The 18281-nt window shown below is 73.0% G+C and carries 10 protein-coding genes; 8 read left to right on the top strand and 2 right to left on the bottom strand.

The annotated features are described in order from the left end of the window. Positions 1 to 88 precede the first annotated feature (88 nt). Positions 89 to 1333 (bottom strand): L,D-transpeptidase, encoded by a 1245-nt coding sequence (locus ACZ4YY_RS36090; protein ID WP_468299450.1) that lies wholly within the window; start codon positions 1331 to 1333, stop codon positions 89 to 91. 152 nt (positions 1334 to 1485) lie between these two features. Here ACZ4YY_RS36090 and glgX point away from each other — a divergent pair, with 152 nt between their 5' ends. The 6 genes from glgX to ACZ4YY_RS36120 all read left to right on the top strand — a co-directional run bounded on the left by glgX (position 1486) and on the right by ACZ4YY_RS36120 (position 12761). Continuing rightward, positions 1486 to 3744 carry a glycogen debranching protein GlgX gene (gene glgX / locus ACZ4YY_RS36095; protein WP_468299452.1) on the top strand — a complete coding sequence of 753 codons (2259 nt, stop codon included), beginning with the start codon at positions 1486 to 1488 and terminating at the stop codon, positions 3742 to 3744. Positions 3745 to 3949: 205 nt separating this feature from the next. Then, complete coding sequence (locus tag ACZ4YY_RS36100; protein WP_468299454.1) at positions 3950 to 5794, top strand: ABC transporter ATP-binding protein; 1845 nt, start codon at positions 3950 to 3952, stop codon at positions 5792 to 5794. Further along, positions 5791 to 7656 (top strand): ABC transporter ATP-binding protein, encoded by a 1866-nt coding sequence (locus tag ACZ4YY_RS36105; protein ID WP_468299456.1) that lies wholly within the window; start codon positions 5791 to 5793, stop codon positions 7654 to 7656. The genes ACZ4YY_RS36100 and ACZ4YY_RS36105 overlap by 4 nt, the downstream gene beginning before the upstream one ends. Before the next feature lie 475 nt (positions 7657 to 8131). Then, positions 8132 to 10177 carry a M4 family metallopeptidase gene (locus tag ACZ4YY_RS36110; RefSeq protein ID WP_468299458.1) on the top strand — a complete coding sequence of 682 codons (2046 nt, stop codon included), beginning with the start codon at positions 8132 to 8134 and terminating at the stop codon, positions 10175 to 10177. 314 nt (positions 10178 to 10491) lie between these two features. Then, entirely contained in the window at positions 10492 to 12156 is a 1665-nt protein-coding gene (locus ACZ4YY_RS36115; protein WP_468299460.1) for a M4 family metallopeptidase, read from the top strand. A gap of 83 nt (positions 12157 to 12239) precedes the next feature. Then, the gene (locus ACZ4YY_RS36120; protein ID WP_468299462.1) at positions 12240 to 12761 is read left to right on the top strand and encodes a DUF1990 family protein; all 522 of its coding nucleotides are present in this window, start codon (positions 12240 to 12242) and stop codon (positions 12759 to 12761) included. A gap of 102 nt (positions 12762 to 12863) precedes the next feature. Here the strand turns inward: ACZ4YY_RS36120 and ACZ4YY_RS36125 are convergent, their stop codons facing one another. Continuing rightward, on the bottom strand, positions 12864 to 15482 hold the full coding sequence (locus ACZ4YY_RS36125; RefSeq protein WP_468299464.1) for a glycosyltransferase family 1 protein: 2619 nt from the start codon (positions 15480 to 15482) through the stop codon (positions 12864 to 12866). A 332-nt stretch (positions 15483 to 15814) separates the two neighbouring features. Here ACZ4YY_RS36125 and ACZ4YY_RS36130 point away from each other — a divergent pair, with 332 nt between their 5' ends. Further along, positions 15815 to 17032 carry a S8 family peptidase gene (locus ACZ4YY_RS36130; protein ID WP_468299466.1) on the top strand — a complete coding sequence of 406 codons (1218 nt, stop codon included), beginning with the start codon at positions 15815 to 15817 and terminating at the stop codon, positions 17030 to 17032. A 448-nt stretch (positions 17033 to 17480) separates the two neighbouring features. Beyond that, on the top strand, positions 17481 to 18281 hold an 801-nt coding region (locus ACZ4YY_RS36135), incomplete at its 3' end, for a maltotransferase domain-containing protein (protein ID WP_468299468.1).

Here is an 18281-nt window from a genome sequence, read left to right on the forward strand (position 1 = left end):
TTAACCACATGGTCAGGGGCCCCGGTGACCCCCGAATGTCACCGTTCAGTCCCAACTTCGACCTTGGGAGGCAAGGGCCGCTTCACCTTCACTCCACCGCGCTGCCCCGGGTCCACTCCTCCCAGCCCATGTTCCAGCCGCCGAGCCCGTTGTCGGGCGCCACTTCCCCGTCCTTGCTGTTCACGACCTCGATGACGTCCCCGATGAGGCTGCGGTCGAAGAACCAGCCCGCGGGCGTGTCCGAACCGCCGCCCTTGACGTCGCGCAGGCCCACACAGCCGTGACTGACGTTGCTCCGACCGAACACGGACTCGTCCGCCCAGTAGTTGCCGTGCAGAAAGGTGCCGGAGTCGGTCAGCCGCATGGCGTGCGGCACGTCCGGGATGTCGTACTCGCCCTTGCCGTCGGCCTTCTTGAAGCCGACGGTGGCGCCGTTCATCCGGGTCAGCTCCAGCATCTCCGTCACCACCATCTTGCCGTTGTACGTGGTGGTCTTCGGTGCCCCGGCCGTGATGGGCACGGTGGTGAGCAGTTCGCCCTCGCGCCGCACCTCCATGGTGTGCCGGGCGGCGTCGACGAGGGACACCTGGTGGCGGCCGACGGTGAAGGAGAACGTCCGGTGCTGGAGGCCGTAGACGCCGGGCGCGCCCTCGACGTCGAGGAAGCGCAGGGCGACGGTGACGCGGGTGCCGGGCTTCCAGTAGTGCTCGGGGCGGAAGTCCAGGCGCGCGTCGTTGAACCAGTGCGGGCGGATCTCGACGGCGGGCTCGGCCGTGACCCGGACGGCGCGTTCGACGGCGGCGCGGTGCTCGATCTCCCGGTTGAACTCCAGCGAGACGATCATGCCGGTGCCGACGGTGGAGCGGTCCTCGGGGCTGACGTACCCGATGAAGCGTTTCTCGGGGACGTGGGTGGTGAAGGTGGTGCGGCGGGCCGAACGGCGGCCGTCGGCGTCGACGGCGACCGCGTCGACGGTGTAGCGGGCGGCGAGCGCGAGCCGGGCGTCGTCGGGGCGCCAGCCGCGGCCGTCCGCGGAGATCCGGCCCGGCACCTCGGCCTCCCGCGCGTCCTGCGACTTCACGACCCGTACCGACTCCAGCCGCCCGGCGGGCACCCGCACCCGCAACGCGCTCCCGGGGCGCACCTCCCGGGCGCCGTCCTGCGGGGTGACGTGGATGACGTCCTCGGCCGCCGGGGGTTTGCCGAGCATCCGGTCCAGCCCACCGCGGCCGTCCCCGGTGCAGCCGGCGGCCCCAGCCAGCAGTCCTGCCCATGTCAGTACGGCGGCCAGCGCGGCCCCCGCGCGCCGTGCGCGCCCAGTTACGTGCCTCACGCTCTGTCCAACGACCGGGCCCGCCGCGGGGAAACGTGAGTGCGAGGCACGCTCTGGGCAGAAAAGGGGGGAGGACGACGCGACGGGGAACCGCGGCCGGACACCGGGCGCCCTGGGCCACCGTCGTTCCACGAGCCGCGGGAGGCGCAACGGTGTCCAGCGCAGCCGAGCAGGAGGCGGTGGCGGAGCGCACGCGCGCGTCCGCCGTCGTGAACGGGGCACGGCGCAGGACGCCCGGCGTGCCCGTGTGGCCCGGTGCGTCCACGCCGCTCGGGGCCCGCTTCCGGGTGGGCCCGGACGGGGTCGCGGGAACCAACTTCGCGCTGTGGGCGGGCGGGGCGGAGGCGGTCGAGCTGTGCCTGTTCGACGAGCAGGGCCGCGAGACCCGGGCCCGGCTGACCGAGCTGACGCACGAGATCTGGCACGGCTTCGTGCCCGGGGTGATGCCCGGTCAGCGCTACGGCTACCGGGTGCACGGCCGCTGGGACCCGTGGACCGGCGGCCGCTGGAACCCGGCGAAGCTGCTGCTGGACCCGTACGCGCGCGCGGTGGACGGCGACTTCGCCCCCTCCGGGTTGGCGCCCGAGGTGTACGGGCACGTGCGGGACTGGCCCCAGCAGCAGGTCGCGGACACCGTGCGCGACGAGCGGGACTCGGCGCCGTTCGTCCCGAAGGGCGTCGTCGTCCACGACGACGACGACTGGGCGGACGACCGGCGGCCGAAGACGCCGTGGGCGGACTCGGTGATCTACGAGCTGCACGTGCGCGGCTTCACCCGGCGGCACCCCGGCATCCCGCAGGAGCTGCGCGGCACCTACGCCGGTCTCGCGCACCCGGCGGCGATCGAGCACCTGGTGCGGCTGGGCGTCACGGCGGTGGAACTGCTGCCGGTCCACCAGTTCGCGCACGAGGACCACCTGTTGCGGCGGGGGCTGCGGAACTACTGGGGGTACAACTCCGTCGGGTACTTCGCCCCGCACGCCGCCTACGCCTCCGCCGGGACGACCGGGCAGCAGGTCGGCGAGTTCAAGCGGATGGTGCGGGCGCTGCACGCGGCCGGCATCGAGGTCATCCTCGACGTGGTCTACAACCACACGGCGGAGGCCGGGGAGCTGGGCCCGACGCTGTCGCTGAAGGGCATCGACAACCGCGGCTACTACCGGTTGCAGTCCGACGCCCGCAGGTACGCCGACTACACGGGCTGCGGCAACACCCTGCACGTGGTGCAGCCGCACGTCCTGCGCCTGATCACCGACTCGCTGCGCTACTGGGTGACGGAGATGGGCGTCGACGGGTTCCGCTTCGACCTCGCCGCCGCGCTGGCCCGCTCGATGCACGACGTCGACATGCTCTCCCCGTTCCTCGCGGTCATCGCCCAGGACCCGGTGCTGCGCCGGGTGAAGCTGATCGCCGAGCCGTGGGACGTGGGGTCGGGCGGCTACCAGGTGGGCGCCTTCCCGCCCCTGTGGACGGAGTGGAACGACCGCTACCGCAACGCCGTGCGGGACTTCTGGCGGCACGCGCTGCCGGACGTGCGGGAGATGGGCTACCGGCTGTCCGGGTCGAGCGACCTGTACGCCTGGGGCGGGCGGCGGCCGTACGCGTCGGTCAACTTCGTCACCGCGCACGACGGGTTCACCCTCAGGGACCTCGTGTCGTACGAGCACAAGCACAACGAGGCCAACGGCGAGGGCAACCGGGACGGCACGAACGACAACCGCGCCTGGAACTGCGGCGTCGAGGGCGAGACGGACGACGAGCGGGTACGGGCCCTCAGGCGCCGGCAGCTGCGGAACCTGCTGACGACGCTGCTGCTGTCGACGGGTGTGCCGATGCTGGTCGCGGGCGACGAACTGGGACGCACCCAGCGCGGCAACAACAACGCCTACTGCCAGGACAACGAGATCGGCTGGCTGGACTGGGGGCTGCTGGAGGACCCCGGCTGGAAGGCGCTGTTCGACCTGACGTCCCGGCTGATCGCGCTGCGCCACCGGCATCCGGTGCTGCGGCGGCGGGCGTTCTTCTCCGGGGCGGCGCACTCGGCGGACGGGCTGCGGGACCTGGCCTGGTTCACGGCGCGGGGCACGGAGATGACGGAGGGCGACTGGTACGCGCCCGCCGCCACGCTCGGGATGTACCTGTCCGGGCGGGACATCCCGGGCCGGGACGAGCGCGGCGCGCCGATCACCGACGACAGCTTCCTCGCCGTGCTGCACGCCGGGGACCGGCCGGTGAGCTTCGCGCTGCCGGGGCCGCCGTGGGCGGAGCGGTACGAGGTGGTCGTCGACACCTCGCGGGAGGACCAGGCCGACGCGCCGGACGTCGTCCACCGGGCGGGCACGGCGGTGACGGTGCCGGCGCGGGCCGTGCTGCTGCTGAGGGTGGCCGGTCCTCGCACTCTGAGCGCCTGATCGGGCCGCGCGGTCCGGTGCCGTGCCTGCCGCCCTCGGCGGGGGCGCGCCCGGTCGGGGGAATCTGCGCCCCGGTCGGGGGAATCCGGCCGGCCGCCGGCGCCGTACGGCCTCTGGAACGCGCAGGTCGCCGGGCTGACGGCCGCGTCGGGGCCGGTGGAAACCCGGTGAGCGACGAACCGGGCGATCCGTAGGCTCGTCCGTGATGTCGACGACACGTGCAGTCACCGGGGAACGCTCGACCGTACGGACATTGCTGCGTCTGTGGCCCTATGTGCGACCGGCGCGGGTGCGGCTGTCCGCCGCCGCGTTCGTCACGATAGTCGCCTCCTGCGTGGCGCTGGTGATCCCGCTCGTCCTGAAGTGGATGGTGGACGGGCCGGTCGCCGACCGCGACCCGGGCGGCGTCCGGCTGGGCGCGCTCTGCCTGCTGCTCCTCGGTGTCGCGGAGTCGGCGCTGTTCGGGCTGCGGCGCTGGCTTGTGGCACGGCCGCTGTCGCGCGTCGAGGCGGAGATGCGGGCGGAGCTCTACCGGCACCTCCAGCGGCTGCCGATGGCCTTCCACGACCGGTGGGCCTCGGGACAACTGCTGTCCCGGGGCACCACCGATCTGATGCTGGTGCGGATGTTCCTCGCGTTCCCGCTGACGTTCCTGCTGGTCAACGCGGTGACGATCCTTGTCGGTGTGATCATCATGCTGCTCCAGGACTGGGCGCTGGGGCTGGTGATCCTCCTTCCGGCCGTGCCCGTCGTCATCATGTGCGTGATCTTCGAGCAGCGGTACGCGGTGGTGGCGCGGCGCGCCCAGGACCAGGTGGGTGACCTGACGACGGTCGTCGAGGAGAGCGTGCTCGGCATCCGGATCATCAAGGGGTTCGGCCGGCACCGCAGTCAGGCGCGGGCGTTCCGGGAGCTGTCGACGACGCTGCGGGGGACGGAACTGCGCAAGGCGCGGCTGCTGGCGACGATCTGGGCGGTCATCGTCGTCCTGCCCGAGGTGGCCGTCGGGGCGGCGCTGGTGCTGGGGACCGTCCAGGTGGCGGACGGGGAGCTGTCCGCGGGGACGCTGGTGGCGTTCCTGTCGACGGCGCTGGCGCTGCGCTGGCCCGTCGACTCCCTGGGCTTCCTGCTGGCGATGACGCAGGAGGCGGCCACGGCGTCCGAGCGGTACTTCGAGGTGATGGACGCCGAGCCCGAGACCTCGGCGGTCGTACAGGCCGGTCCGGGCACCTCGGCGGTCGTACAGGCCGGTCCGGCGGTCGTGCGGTCCGTTCCGGCGGCCTGCGCCGACCGCGGGCTGCGGTTCGACGCCGTCACCTTCCGATACCCCGACGCCGACCCCGGCTCGCCCCCCACGCTCGACCGGATCGACCTGCACATCCGGCCCGGGGAGTCGATGGCACTGGTCGGGGCCACCGGCAGCGGGAAGACCACGCTCACCGCGCTGGTCCCCCGGCTGCACGAGGTGACGTCCGGGCGGATCACGCTCGACGGGGAGGACATCACCGCGATGCCCCGGCACGAACTGCGGGCCAAGGTGGCCGTCGCGTTCGAGGAGCCGACGCTGTTCTCGGCGAGCGTCGGGGAGAACGTACTGATGGGAGCCGGGGAGGAGGCCGGGGACGCCGACCTGGAGCGGGCCCTTCGCGTGGCGCAGGCCGAGTTCGCGCACACGTTGCCGCAAGGAGTGCGGACCCAGGTCGGCGAGCAGGGACTGAGTCTCTCCGGCGGGCAGCGGCAGCGGCTCGCCCTCGCGCGGGCGGTCGTCGGCCGGCCCCGCTTCCTCGTCCTGGACGATCCGCTGTCCGCGCTGGACGTGCACACGGAGGCCGCCGTGGAGGCCGCGCTGCGGCAGGTGCTCGCGGACACGACCGCGCTGATCGTGGCCCACCGACCCTCCACCGTGCTGCTCGCCGACCGCGTCGCCCTGCTGTCGGGCGGCCGTATCACCGCCGTCGGCACCCATCACGACCTGCTGCGGGAGAACGCCGAGTACGCCCACCTCATGTCCGGAGAACGGCCCGGGGACCAGGAGGCCGACCGCCGATGACCACCTCCACGACCTCCACCGCTCCCGCCGACGACGAGGACGGCCTGCCGCGCCCCGAGGGCGGCGGCGACGGCGACCCCTTCGACCGGGACGTCCTGCCCTCCCCGCCGGGCGCCACGGCCGCGCTGCTGCGCTCACTGCTGGCGCCGATGCGGGCGCGTGTCGCCCTCACCACGATCCTGCTGCTCCTCCAGCAGGCGGCCGTGCAGGCCGGCCCGCTGCTGGTGGCGTACGCCATCGACCGCGCCGTACCGGCCCTGCGTTCCGGCGACAGCGGTCCGCTCGTCGTGGTGGGCGCCGGGTACCTGCTGTGCGCGCTGGCCTCCGGCGGGCTGCAGTACGCCTTCCTGGTCGCCGCCGCGCGCGTCAGCCAGGACGTGCTGCTCGATCTGCGGGGCCGGATCTTCCGGCACGCGCAGGCGCTGAGCATCGACTTCCACGAGCGCTACACCTCGGGCCGGCTCATCTCCCGCTCCACCACGGACGTCGAGTCGCTGCGCGAGCTCCTCGACGAGGGACTCCAGGAACTCGTCACCGTCGTGCTGTCCTTCCTCTTCATCTCCCTCCTGCTGCTGTGGCTGGACCTGGGGCTGGGGGCCGTCGCGGTGGCGTCGTTCGTGCCGCTGTACCTCCTCGTGCGGCTCTACCGGCGGCGCGCCGGACGGGTGTTCCGGTTGCGGTCCACGGCGATCGCGGCGGTGATCGTGAAGTTCGTGGAGACGATGAACGGCATCCGGCCGGTGCGCGCGTTCCGCCGCGAGGCCGTCAACGACGCCGATTTCCGGGTTCTGAACCGGCGGCACGAGCGGACCAACGGCGACGCGCTCCTGGAGATGGCCCGGTACGTCTTCAGCTCGCGGCTGGTCGCCAACACGGCGGTCGCGGCGATGGTGCTGTGGGGCGCCCACCGGGTGGCGGGCGGCTCGCTGGAGCTGGGCGTGCTGGCGGCGGCGGTGCTCTACCTGCGGCGGCTGTACGACCCGATCGACCGGCTCGCCATGTTCCTCAACTCCTACCAGTCGGCGGCCGCCTCGCTGGAGAAGATCGCGGGGCTGCTGGCCCTGACGCCGTCGGTGCCGGAGCCGTCGGTGCCGCGGGAGCTGCCGGCCCGGCGCGGCGGACGGCCGGGCCGCGAGGTCGTGTTCGACGGGGTCGGCTTCGGCTACCGCACCGGCGGCGAGGTGCTGCCCCCCTTCGACCTCACCCTGCCGGCCGGGCAGACGGTCGCGGTCGTCGGCTCCACCGGCGCGGGCAAGTCCACCCTGGCCAAGCTCCTCGCCCGCTTCTACGACCCCACCGCGGGCCGGGTCCTGCTCGACGGCGTCGACCTGCGCGAGCTCGCCGTGCCGGAGCTGCGGCGCGGGGTGGTCATGGTGACGCAGGAGGCGTTCCTGTTCTCCGGCACGGTCGCCGAGAACATCGCCTTCGGGCGGCCGGACGCCTCCCGGGAGGAGATCGAGCGGGCGGCGAAGGCGATCGGCGCGCACGAGTTCATCAGCGCCCTGCCCGAGGGCTACGACACCGACGTGCGCAGACGGGGTGGCCGCATCTCCGCCGGGCAGCGGCAACTCGTGTCGTTCGCACGGGCGTTGCTCGCCGACCCGGCGGTGCTGATCCTCGACGAGGCGACCAGCTCGCTCGACATCCCGGGCGAGCGGGCGGTGCAGGCGGCGATGGCGACGGTCCTGAAGGACCGGACGGCCGTGGTGATCGCACACCGCCTGTCGACGGTGGAGATCGCCGACCGGGTTCTGGTCATGGAGCGCGGCCGGATCGTGGAGGACGGCAGCCCGGCCGAGCTGATCGCGGGCGCGGGCCGTTTCGCTCAACTGCACCGGGCGTGGCGGGACAGTCTGGCCTGAGCGCTCCGAACGACAGGGGAGCCCGGCTCCCGACGCCCGGCCCGCACGCTCGCCGCGTTGCCGAGAGCCCCTGGTGGCTCCGGCACGAGGGGCTCTCGGCGCCTGGTGGCTCCGTCACGAGGGGCTCTCGGCGCCTTGCTTTCGGCAACGCGGCGAGTGCGGTGCCGGGCCGTACGGCCCGGGCGGGCGCAGTGCGGACCGCTGCGCCGCGCGCCCCTCGGGAGCCTCGCGTGCGCCCCATCTGAACGGTCCGTATATCGAACATGAACTCCCGGACAACGAACCGTTTCCGGCCAACTTTCTGACGCGCCCCTGACAGAAAGCGCCACCGCCTGCCACTCTTCCCTCTGCTACTTCACGGCAACCCCACAGCGCCACCGTTCTGCGTACCGCCACCCAGTCGTGCCCGGACGGCCCACCCGCCCTCCGGTCTCCCCAGGCCGCGTCACCTCGCGGCCGCGCAGAAGGAGTCAGTGTGAGCAGCAGTCCCTCTCGCAGACGCACCTCCCACACCCCGTACCGCAGAGCCGCGGCCGCCGCCCTCGTCGGCGTCTCCGCGCTCATCGCCGCCGCCGTGCAGTCCGGCGCCGCGACGGCCGCCCCGGAGAAGGCACCGCAGGCGGCCGGCCAGGCGATCCCGGGCTCGGAGTCGATCCGGCTCTCCCCCGCCCAGCGGGCCCAGCTGATACGCGAGGCGAACGCCGACAAGGCGCAGACCGCCAAGGAGCTGGGCCTGGGCGCCCAGGAGGCGCTCGTCGTCCGCGACGTCCTCAAGGACGCGGACGGCACGGTCCACACCCGCTACGAGCGCACCTACGCCGGCCTGCCCGTCCTCGGCGGCGACCTGGTCGTGGAGAGCACCCCGGCCGGCGCGACGCAGTCCGTCGTCAAGGCGACCCGGGCGGCCATCAAGCCGGCCACCACCACCGCCAAGCTGCCCGCCGCCCGGGCCGAGGCGCAGGCGCTGGCCGCCGCGAAGGCGGAGGAGGCCAAGAGCCCCGCCGTCAACCGCGAGCCCCGCAAGGTGATCTGGGCGGCGAACGGAACGCCGACGGTGGCGTACGAGACGGTCGTCGGCGGGTTCCAGCACGACGGCACCCCGCAGGAGCTGCACGTCGTCACCGACGCCACGACGGGCGCGAAGCTGTACGAGTGGGAGGCGATCGAGACCGGCACCGGCAACACGGTGTACAGCGGGACGGTCGACCTCACCACCACGCAGGCCGGGTCGGCGTACAACCTGACCGACGGCGCGCGCGGCGGCCACAAGACCTACAACCTCAACCGGGGCACCTCCGGCACCGGCACGCTCTTCTCGGGCGCCGACGACGTCTGGGGCAACGGCAGCCCGTCCAACCTGGAGTCGGCCGCCGCCGACGCCCACTACGGCGCCGCGTTGACCTGGGACTACTACAAGAACGTGCACGGCCGTTCCGGCATCCGCGGCGACGGCGTGGGCGCGTACTCGCGGGTCCACTACGGCAACAACTACGTCAACGCGTTCTGGTCGGACAGCTGCTTCTGCATGACGTACGGCGACGGGTCGGGCAACGCCAACCCGCTCACGTCGATCGACGTGGCCGCCCACGAGATGACGCACGGCCTGACGTCCAACACGGCCGGCCTCAACTACAGCGGCGAGTCCGGCGGTCTGAACGAGGCGACGTCCGACATCTTCGGCTCCACCGTCGAGTTCTACGCCAACAACGCCTCCGACGTCGGTGACTACCTCATCGGCGAGGAGATCAACATCAACGGCGACGGCACCCCGCTGCGCTACATGGACAAGCCGAGCAAGGACGGCTCGTCCAAGGACAGCTGGTACTCGGGCATCGGCTCGATCGACGTGCACTACTCGTCCGGCCCGGCGAACCACTTCTTCTACCTGCTCTCCGAGGGCAGCGGCAGCAAGACCATCAACGGGGTCACCTACAACTCGCCCACCGCGGACGGCCTCGCGGTCACCGGCATCGGCCGCGACAAGGCGGAGAAGATCTGGTTCCGCGCGCTGACCACGAAGTTCACCTCGACCACCAACTACGCGGGCGCCCGCACCGGCACCCTCGCGGCGGCCGGTGAGCTGTACGGCACGACGAGCCCCGAGTACGCGGCGGTGGCGCACGCCTGGGCGGGCGTCGCGGTCGGCTCCCGTCCCGGCGGCGGTGGTGGCGGCACCACCTTCGAGAACACCGCCGACGTGGCGATCCCGGACCGGGGAGCGGCGGTCACGTCCTCGATCACCGTCTCCGGGCGGACGGGCAACGCGCCGTCCAACCTCCAGGTCGGCGTGGACATCGTCCACACCTACGTCGGTGACCTCCAGGTGCAGCTGGTCGCCCCCGACGGCACGGCGTACACGCTGAAGGCGTACGGCGCCGGCGGCAGCGCGGACAACCTGAACACCACGTACACGGTGAACGCGTCGTCCGAGGTGGCCAACGGTGTCTGGCAGCTGCGGGTCCAGGACAACGCGGCCGTCGACACCGGCTACATCAACAGCTGGCGGCTGACCTTCCCGTAGCCGCACCCGGGTGAGCCTGCGCGGGGGCTCACCCCCACCGACAGGGCGCCGTCCCGGAGGTTCGACTCCTCCGGGACGGCGCCCTCATTTTGCCCGTCCCTTACCCCCGGCCTGTTGGCCCTTTACCGAGGTCAATCCGCTCCCCACGACGGCAGTTGTTCACCCGCTGATCGATTTCCGGCCAACATCACTTGAGGGTCCTGACATGTACGCGTCCGTGATGCCACTCTTCCTCTCACCCGCCGCACAACTTCACAGCAGTCCCGGCCGGCCACCCCACGCCGCCCGGGCTCCCCCACACCCAAGGAGCTTGTGTGACTCCCTTCTACGCGCGTCACCAGCGGACCACCCTGGCCATCGCCACCGCCGTGGCGGCCGGGGCCCTGCTCACCACCGGTCTGACCAGCGGCTCCGCCGTCGCCCAGACCCCGGCGGAGACCACCGCCGCCAAGCCGCTCGCCGTCCCGACCCCGCTCGCCCCCGCCGCGCGCACCGCCCTGATCCAGGACAAGCAGGCCGACGCCGGCGCGACCGCGCAGGAGATAGGCCTGGGCGCCCAGGAGAAGCTGGTCGTCCGTGACGTGGTCAAGGACGCGGACGGCACGGTCCACACCCGTTACGAGCGCACCTACGCCGGCCTGCCCGTCCTCGGCGGCGACCTGGTCGTCCACGAGTCGGCCACGGGCGCGCGACAGGGCGTCACCAAGGCGACGAACGCCGCCATCAAGGTCGCCTCGCTCACCCCGGCCGTGGGCGCGGCGAAGGCCGAGACCCAGGCGCTGTCACTGGCGAAGGCGGCGGGCTCCGAGGACACCACGGCCTCCCAGGCGCCCCGCAAGGTGGTCTGGGCGGGCAACGGCAGCAAGCCGACCCTCGCCTACGAGACGGTCGTCGGCGGCCTGCAGGAGGACGGCACCCCGAACGAGCTGCACGTCATCACCGACGCGGCCACCGGCCAGAAGCTGTACGAGTACCAGGGCATCGAGACCGGGACGGGCAAGAGCCTGTACTCCGGGACCGTCACGCTCGGCACCTTCCTCTCCGGCTCGGCGTACCAGCTGAACGACGCCGCGCGCGGCGGCCACAAGACGTACAACAAGGCCCGCTCCACCAGCGGCTCGGCGGGCACGCTGTTCACGGACGCCGACGACACGTGGGGCACCGGCACCGCCTCCAGCTCGTCGTCGGACCAGACCGCGGCGGTGGACGCGGCCTACGGCGCCCAGACGACCTGGGACTTCTTCAAGAACACCTTCGGCCGCAACGGCATCAAGAACAACGGCGTGGCCGCGTACTCCCGCGTCCACTACGGCAACGCCTACGTCAACGCGTTCTGGTCGGACAGCTGCTTCTGCATGACGTACGGCGACGGCGAGGGCAACGTGAAGCCCCTGACCTCGCTGGACGTGGCCGGCCACGAGATGACCCACGGCGTCACGTCGAACACGGCGGGCCTGAACTACTCGGGCGAGTCCGGCGGCCTGAACGAGGCGACCTCCGACATCTTCGGCACGGCCGTCGAGTTCTACGCGGCCAACTCCAAGGACGTCGGCGACTACCTCATCGGCGAGAAGATCGACATCAACGGCGACGGCACCCCGCTGCGCTACATGGACAAGCCGAGCAAGGACGGCTCGTCGGCCGACTCCTGGTCGTCGTCGCTGAAGAACCTGGACGTCCACTACTCGTCCGGTCCCGCGAACCACTTCTTCTTCCTGCTGTCCGAGGGCAGCGGCGCGAAGACGATCAACGGGGTCGGCTACAACTCCCCCACCTCCAACGGTTCGACGGTCACCGGCATCGGCCGCGCCAAGGCCGTCCAGATCTGGTACAAGGCCCTGACCGAGTACTTCACGTCCACCACCACGTACGCGGGCGCCCGCACCGGCACCCTGAGCGCGGCGGCGGCCCTGTACGGCTCCTCCAGCACCGAGTACAAGGCGGTCGCGGCTGCCTGGTCGGCGGTCAACGTCGGCTGACGCACGCCGGCCGGCCCACGGACGGCCCACGGACGGCCCCCGGGACGAAGGCATCCCCGGGGGCCGTCCTACGCTTGGGCCCCATGTCTTCGGAGGACTTCACGTACGGCGACGTCGGTGCGACGCGCGACCGGCCCGGCTTCTGCCCGCCCGGCTTCCACCCCCTGCACGTCCGCACCCGCCTGGGCGAGGGCGAGGGCGTCTTCCGCCGGGCGGCCGAGGCCGTCCTCACCTGGGAGATGCACCGCGCGCTGGGTGTGGGCATCTCCGCCACCGCCGACCGGGCCGCCCCCGGTGTCGACGTCACCGTCACCCTGGCCGGCATGGTCAAGGCCCCCTGCCGCGTCATCTGGACGGCGGAGGAGCGCCGCCACGCCGGCTGGGCCTACGGCACCCTCCCCGGCCACCCCGAGTCCGGCGAGGAGTCCTTCACGGTCGACCGCACGGGCGACGGCACGGTCTGGCTGACGGTGTCCGCCTTCAGCCGCCCGGCCAGGTGGTACACCCGGGCGGCCGGCCCGGCCACCCGGGGCCTGCAACACGCCTACGCCCGCCGGTGCGGTGCGGTACTGCGCGCGTTGGCGACCGGCGAGGACAAGGACTAGGGGCCTTCCCGGGCGCCGGGTTCGCCCGGCCCGCCCCGCGGCCGTGCCGGACACCGTTCCGGCACGGCCGCGGGGCGTCGGAGCGGGGTGACCCCCGCCCCCTCACCGCATCAGCAGCCCCGCCCCCGCGACCAGTTCCTCCGACGGGGTGGCCAGGAGGCCCACGTCCGCCGGTGAGGCCAGCAGACGGTGGTGGGGCAGGATGCGGACCGTGTAGCCGTAGGGGCCGGTACGGTCCAGGGAGAGGGGACCCTCGTAGGCCCAGCGGCCCTCCAGGTCGGGGCCGCCGACCGGTTTGAGGGGGACCGTCGTCGCGTCGGTGATGCGGTCCTCCGCGTCGACGCGGCCGGAGACCGCCTGGACCTCGACGTCGTCGGGTGCGAGGTCGCCGAGGCGGACGCGCACGCGCAGGGAGAGCGTCGTGCCGAGTTCGGCGGTCGGTGCGGCGGCGGAGGTCTCGACGTGGTCGACGGCGACGGCGTGCCAGGCCGCCCGCACCTTCGCCTTCCACACGGCGAGGTCGCGCGCCGCGTCCGGGCCCATCGCGCGGTGCGCCCGGGCGGCGGGCGTGTAGAGGCGTTCGACGTACTCGCGGACCATGCGCCCGGCCAGCACCTTGGGGCCGAGGTGGGTGAGGGTCTGGCGGACCATCTCGATCCAGCGGTCGGGCAGTCCGTGCTGGCCGCGTTCGTAGAAGCGCGGGGTGACCCGCTGTTCCAGCAGGTCGTAGAGCGCGGCCGCCTCGATGGCGTCCCGGCGGTCCGGGTCGGTGCCCGCGCCGTCCGCCGTGGGGATCGCCCAGCCGAAGTCGGGCTGGAACCACTCGTCCCACCAGCCGTCCAGGACGGAGAGGTTGAGGCAGCCGTTGAGAGCCGCCTTCATGCCGCTCGTCCCGCACGCCTCCAGGGGCCGCAGCGGGTTGTTCAGCCAGATGTCGCAGCCGGGGTACAGCTTCTGCGCCATCGCCATGCCGTAGTCGGGCAGGAACACGATCCGGTGGCGGACGCGCGGGTCGTCGGTGAAGCGCACCAGCTCCTGGACGAGCCTCTTGCCGCCGTCGTCGGCCGGGTGCGCCTTGCCGGCGACGACGATCTGGATCGGGCGTTCGGGGTGCAGCAGCAGTTCCATCAGACGGTCGCGGTCGCGCAGCATCAGCGTCAGACGCTTGTACGAGGGGACGCGGCGCGCGAAGCCGATCGTGAGGACGTCGGGGTCCAGCACGTCGTCGATCCAGCCCAGCTCGGCCGTCCCCGCGCCCCGCTGCCGCCAGGAGGCGCGCAGCCGGTCCCGTACCTCCAGGACCAGTTGTTCGCGCAGGTCCCGGCGGAGGTCGAAGATGTCCTGGTCGGGGATGTCGGCGACGGAGTCCCAGCGGTCGTCGCCGCCGACGCTCAGCGCGTCCTCGGCCCGCTGGGCGCCGATCTGGCGGGCACCGAGCCGCAGCACCTCGGGCGCGACCCACGTCGGGGCGTGCACCCCGTTGGTGACGGAGGTGATGGGCACCTCGTCGGCGTCGAAGCCCGGCCACAGACCGGCGAACATCTGGCGGCTGACCTGCCCGTGCAGCAGCGACACGCCGTTGGCGCGCTGGGCCAGGCGCAGCCCCATCACGGCCATGTTGAACAGGTTGGGCTCGCCCCGGGGGTAGGTCTCCATGCCGAGGTTCAGGATGCGGCCGACGTCCATGCGCGGGAGTTCGGCGTCGGGGCCGAAGTGGCGGGCGACCAGCTCGCGGTCGAAGCGGTCGATGCCGGCCGGGACGGGGGTGTGGGTGGTGAAGACGGTTCCCGCGCGGACCGCCTCCAGGCCGGAGTCGAAATCGAGGCCCTCGTCGCACAGTTCGGCGATCCGCTCCAGGCCGAGGAAGCCCGCGTGCCCCTCGTTGGTGTGGAACACCTCGGGCGGGGCGTGCCCGGTGAGGCGGCAGTACGTCCGCACCGCCCGGACACCTCCTATGCCGAGCAGCATCTCCTGGAGCAGCCGGTGTTCGCTGCCGCCGCCGTAGAGCCGGTCGGTCACCCCGCGTTCGCCGAGGTCGTTCTCCTCGACGTCGGAGTCGAGCATCAGCAGCGGGACACGGCCGACCTGGGCGAGCCAGACGCGGGCGTGCAGCTGCCGGCCGCCGGGGAGGGCGAGACGGACCCGGGCGGGGGTGCCGTCGTCCTCCTTCAGCAGCGTCACCGGCAGCTCGTTGGGGTCGAGGACGGGGTAGTGCTCCTGCTGCCAGCCGTCCCGCGACAGCGACTGGCGGAAGTATCCGTGGCGGTACAGCAGGCCCACCCCGATGAGCGGGACGCCCAGGTCGCTGGCGGCCTTGAGGTGGTCGCCGGCGAGGATGCCGAGGCCTCCGGAGTACTGGGGCAGTGCGGCGGTGATGCCGAACTCGGGAGAGAAGTAGGCGACGGCGGACGGCAGTTCGGCCGACTGGCCCTGGTACCAGCGGTCGCCGGTCAGATAGTCGTGCAGGTCGTCGGCGACGGCGGTCAGCCGGCGCAGGAAGCGGCGGTCCTCGGCCAGCTCGGCCAGACGCGCGGGGCGCACACTGCCGAGGAGCCGCACCGGGTCGCCGTTCGAGGCGGCCCAGCACTCGGGGTCGACGGACTGGAACAGGTCACGGGTTTCCGCGTGCCATGACCAGCGCAGGTTGCGGGCCAGGTCACTGAGCGGCCGGAGGGGTTCGGGGAGGAGGGGTCGGACGGTGAATCGACGGATCGCCTTCACATTCCACCTCGGCGTGCGTAAGGAGAGGCGCACAGCGCCGTGCGTCTTCGTCACCGAAGACGGTACCGGCGCCGGAGCGGACCTCGCTGGGGACTTCGATCTCAACCGTACGAGTCTGAAGCGTACGAGTCTGAACCGTACGACCTCCTGGTCCCTGTATGGCCGATTCCACCCCGTAGGCCACCTTGTGGCGCTCCGGCCCGCACGAGAGGCTGCGGGAGGCGTACCCGGCACGGCCGTACCTCGGCCGCCCGCCGCACGGCCGCCGGCCGTACCTCGGCCGTCCGTCGCACGGCCGCCGTACGCCGAGTCGAGGAGGGGACACGCGAGCCATGGCACGGACGCGCACACGGCGTCTGCGCCGGGCGGGGGGTCTGACGGCGGCCGTCACGGCCGTGGCGCTGTCGGCCGTCACCCTGCCCGCGCACGCCGCACCGGAGGGGACGATACGCGGCGCCGACGGACCCGGGTCCGTCGGCGGCAGCTATCTGGTGACGCTCAGGGAGGGGGTGAGGGCGCCGTCGGAGGCCGGGCGGGCCCTGGCCACCCGCTACGGGGCGAGAATCAGCCACACCTACGGCACGGTCCTCAACGGCTTCGCCGTACGGGCGAGCGACAGACAGGCCCGGCGTCTCGCGGCCGACCCGGGGGTCGCCTCGGTCGTCCGGGACACCCGGGTGACGCTCGACCGGGACCGGGCGAACGGCACGCGGACGGCCCCGCCCTCGTGGGGCCTGGACCGCGTCGACCAGGCGGACCTGCCGCTGGACGGCACCTACGCGCCGCCCAGGTCCCAGGGCGCCGGGGTGACGGTCTACGTCATCGACACCGGTGTGCGCACCACGCACCGGGACTTCGGCGGCCGTGCCCTGCACGGCTGGGACTTCGTCGGCGGCGACCGCTTCGCGGGGGACGGCAACGGCCACGGCACGCATGTCGCCGCGACCGCCGCGGGCACGACCCTCGGTGTCGCCGGGAAGGCGAGGGTGGTCTCCGTCCGGGTGCTCGACGACACCGGCGCGGGCACCACCGCGCGGGTCATCGCCGGCATCGACTGGGTCACCCGCCACGCCCGCGGGCCCGCGGTCGCCAACCTCAGTGTGGGCGGCCCTTACAACGCCCAGCTCGACGCCGCCGTCCGCGCCTCGATCCGCTCCGGCGTGACCTACACCGTGGCCGCGGGCAACGAGGGCCGCTCGGCCGCGCTCGGCTCCCCCGCCGGCGTCCGCCAGGCCGTCACCGTCGGGTCGACCGACCGCAGGGACGCGAAACCGGCCTCGTCCAACCACGGTTCGGCGCTAGACCTGTTCGCCCCGGGCGTGTCCATCACCTCGGCGTCCCACACCGGCGACAGCGCACGCGCGACCTGGTCGGGCACGTCGATGGCGGCACCGCACGCGGCGGGCGCGGCCGCGCTGTATCTGGCGTCCCACCGGAAGGCCACACCCGCGCAGGTCGAACGGGCGCTCGTCACGGGCGCGTCGAACGGCAAGGTCTCCGGGGCCGGGCCCGGTTCGCCGAACAAACTCCTGCGCGTGCCGCGTTCCTAGGGGCGGCTTCCGTCACCGGCCCCGTTCCCCGCGAACGGGGCCGAACTTGTACGCAGACATACGGAAGAGTAGTTAGCAATGGGTCGGATTGCTCACCCGAACAGTGTGGGAAGGCTCCTCCGGTACACACCCCAGGCACCACCCGAACACACCCGGCACGCCCGGGCAGCAGCGGCACCGAGCACCGAACCGGCGCGCACGCCCGGGCAGCACCGAGCACGACACCCGGCGCGCACGCCCCGCACCCCCAGCACGCCGCCCGGCCGGCACGCCCGGGCAGCACCGAGCACAACCCCGGCACACGGCCCGGGCACCGCCGAGCAGCACGTCGGCGCGTCCGGGCACCGAGCACCACGAGCACACGCCCTGCACACCCCGGAAACTCCCCCGCAGGACCCACCTCCCCACATCCATCCGCCCACCCTCGTTGATGCGGACAGGAGCGGTCATGCCCGCCACGCACCACTCGTCAGCACCCCCGACACCCCGTACCCGGCAGCCCGACACGGAGACCCCCGCCGTGCGCCCCGCCGACGCCGGGCCGCCGGCCGCGGAGCGATCCTCCGCGACCGCCGCGCCCGCCGCGCCCGCCGCGCCCGCCGTGGGGCGCATACCCGTCCTCGACGTCCGTCCGGTGGTCCAGCACGGTCGCCGGCCGGCGAAGGCGGTCACCGGGGAGACGTTCCAGGTCTCGGCCACCGTGTTCCGCGAGGGCCACGACGCCGTCGCCGCGAACGTCGTCCTGCGCGACCCCGACGGCCGCCCCGGCCCGTGGACGCCGATGCGCGAACTCGCCCCCGGCACCGACCGATGGGGTGCCGACGTCACCGCGGACAGGCCGGGCCGCTGGACGTACACCGTGGAGGCCTGGGGCGACCCGGTCGGCACCTGGCGTCACCACGCCCGGATCAAGATCCCGGCGGGGATCGACACGGACCTGGTCCTGGAGGAGGGCGCCCGCCTGTACGAGCGCGCGGCGGCCGGGGTGCCGCGCGAGGAGCCCGGCGAGCGTGACGTCCTGCTGGCCGCGGTGGACGCCCTGCGGGACGAGAGCCGCCCGGCCGCCTCCCGGCTGGCGGCGGCGCTCACCCCAGAGGTCGACGAGGTCCTCGCCCGCCGTCCCCTGCGCGAGCTGGTCACCGCCTCCGAGCCGCTGCCCCTGCTGGTGGAGCGGGAACGGGCCCTGTACGGCGCGTGGTACGAGTTCTTCCCGCGTTCGGAGGGCACCGCGGAGCGCCCGCACGGGACG

It is taken from the genome of Streptomyces sp. NPDC030143, from assembly GCF_055573695.1.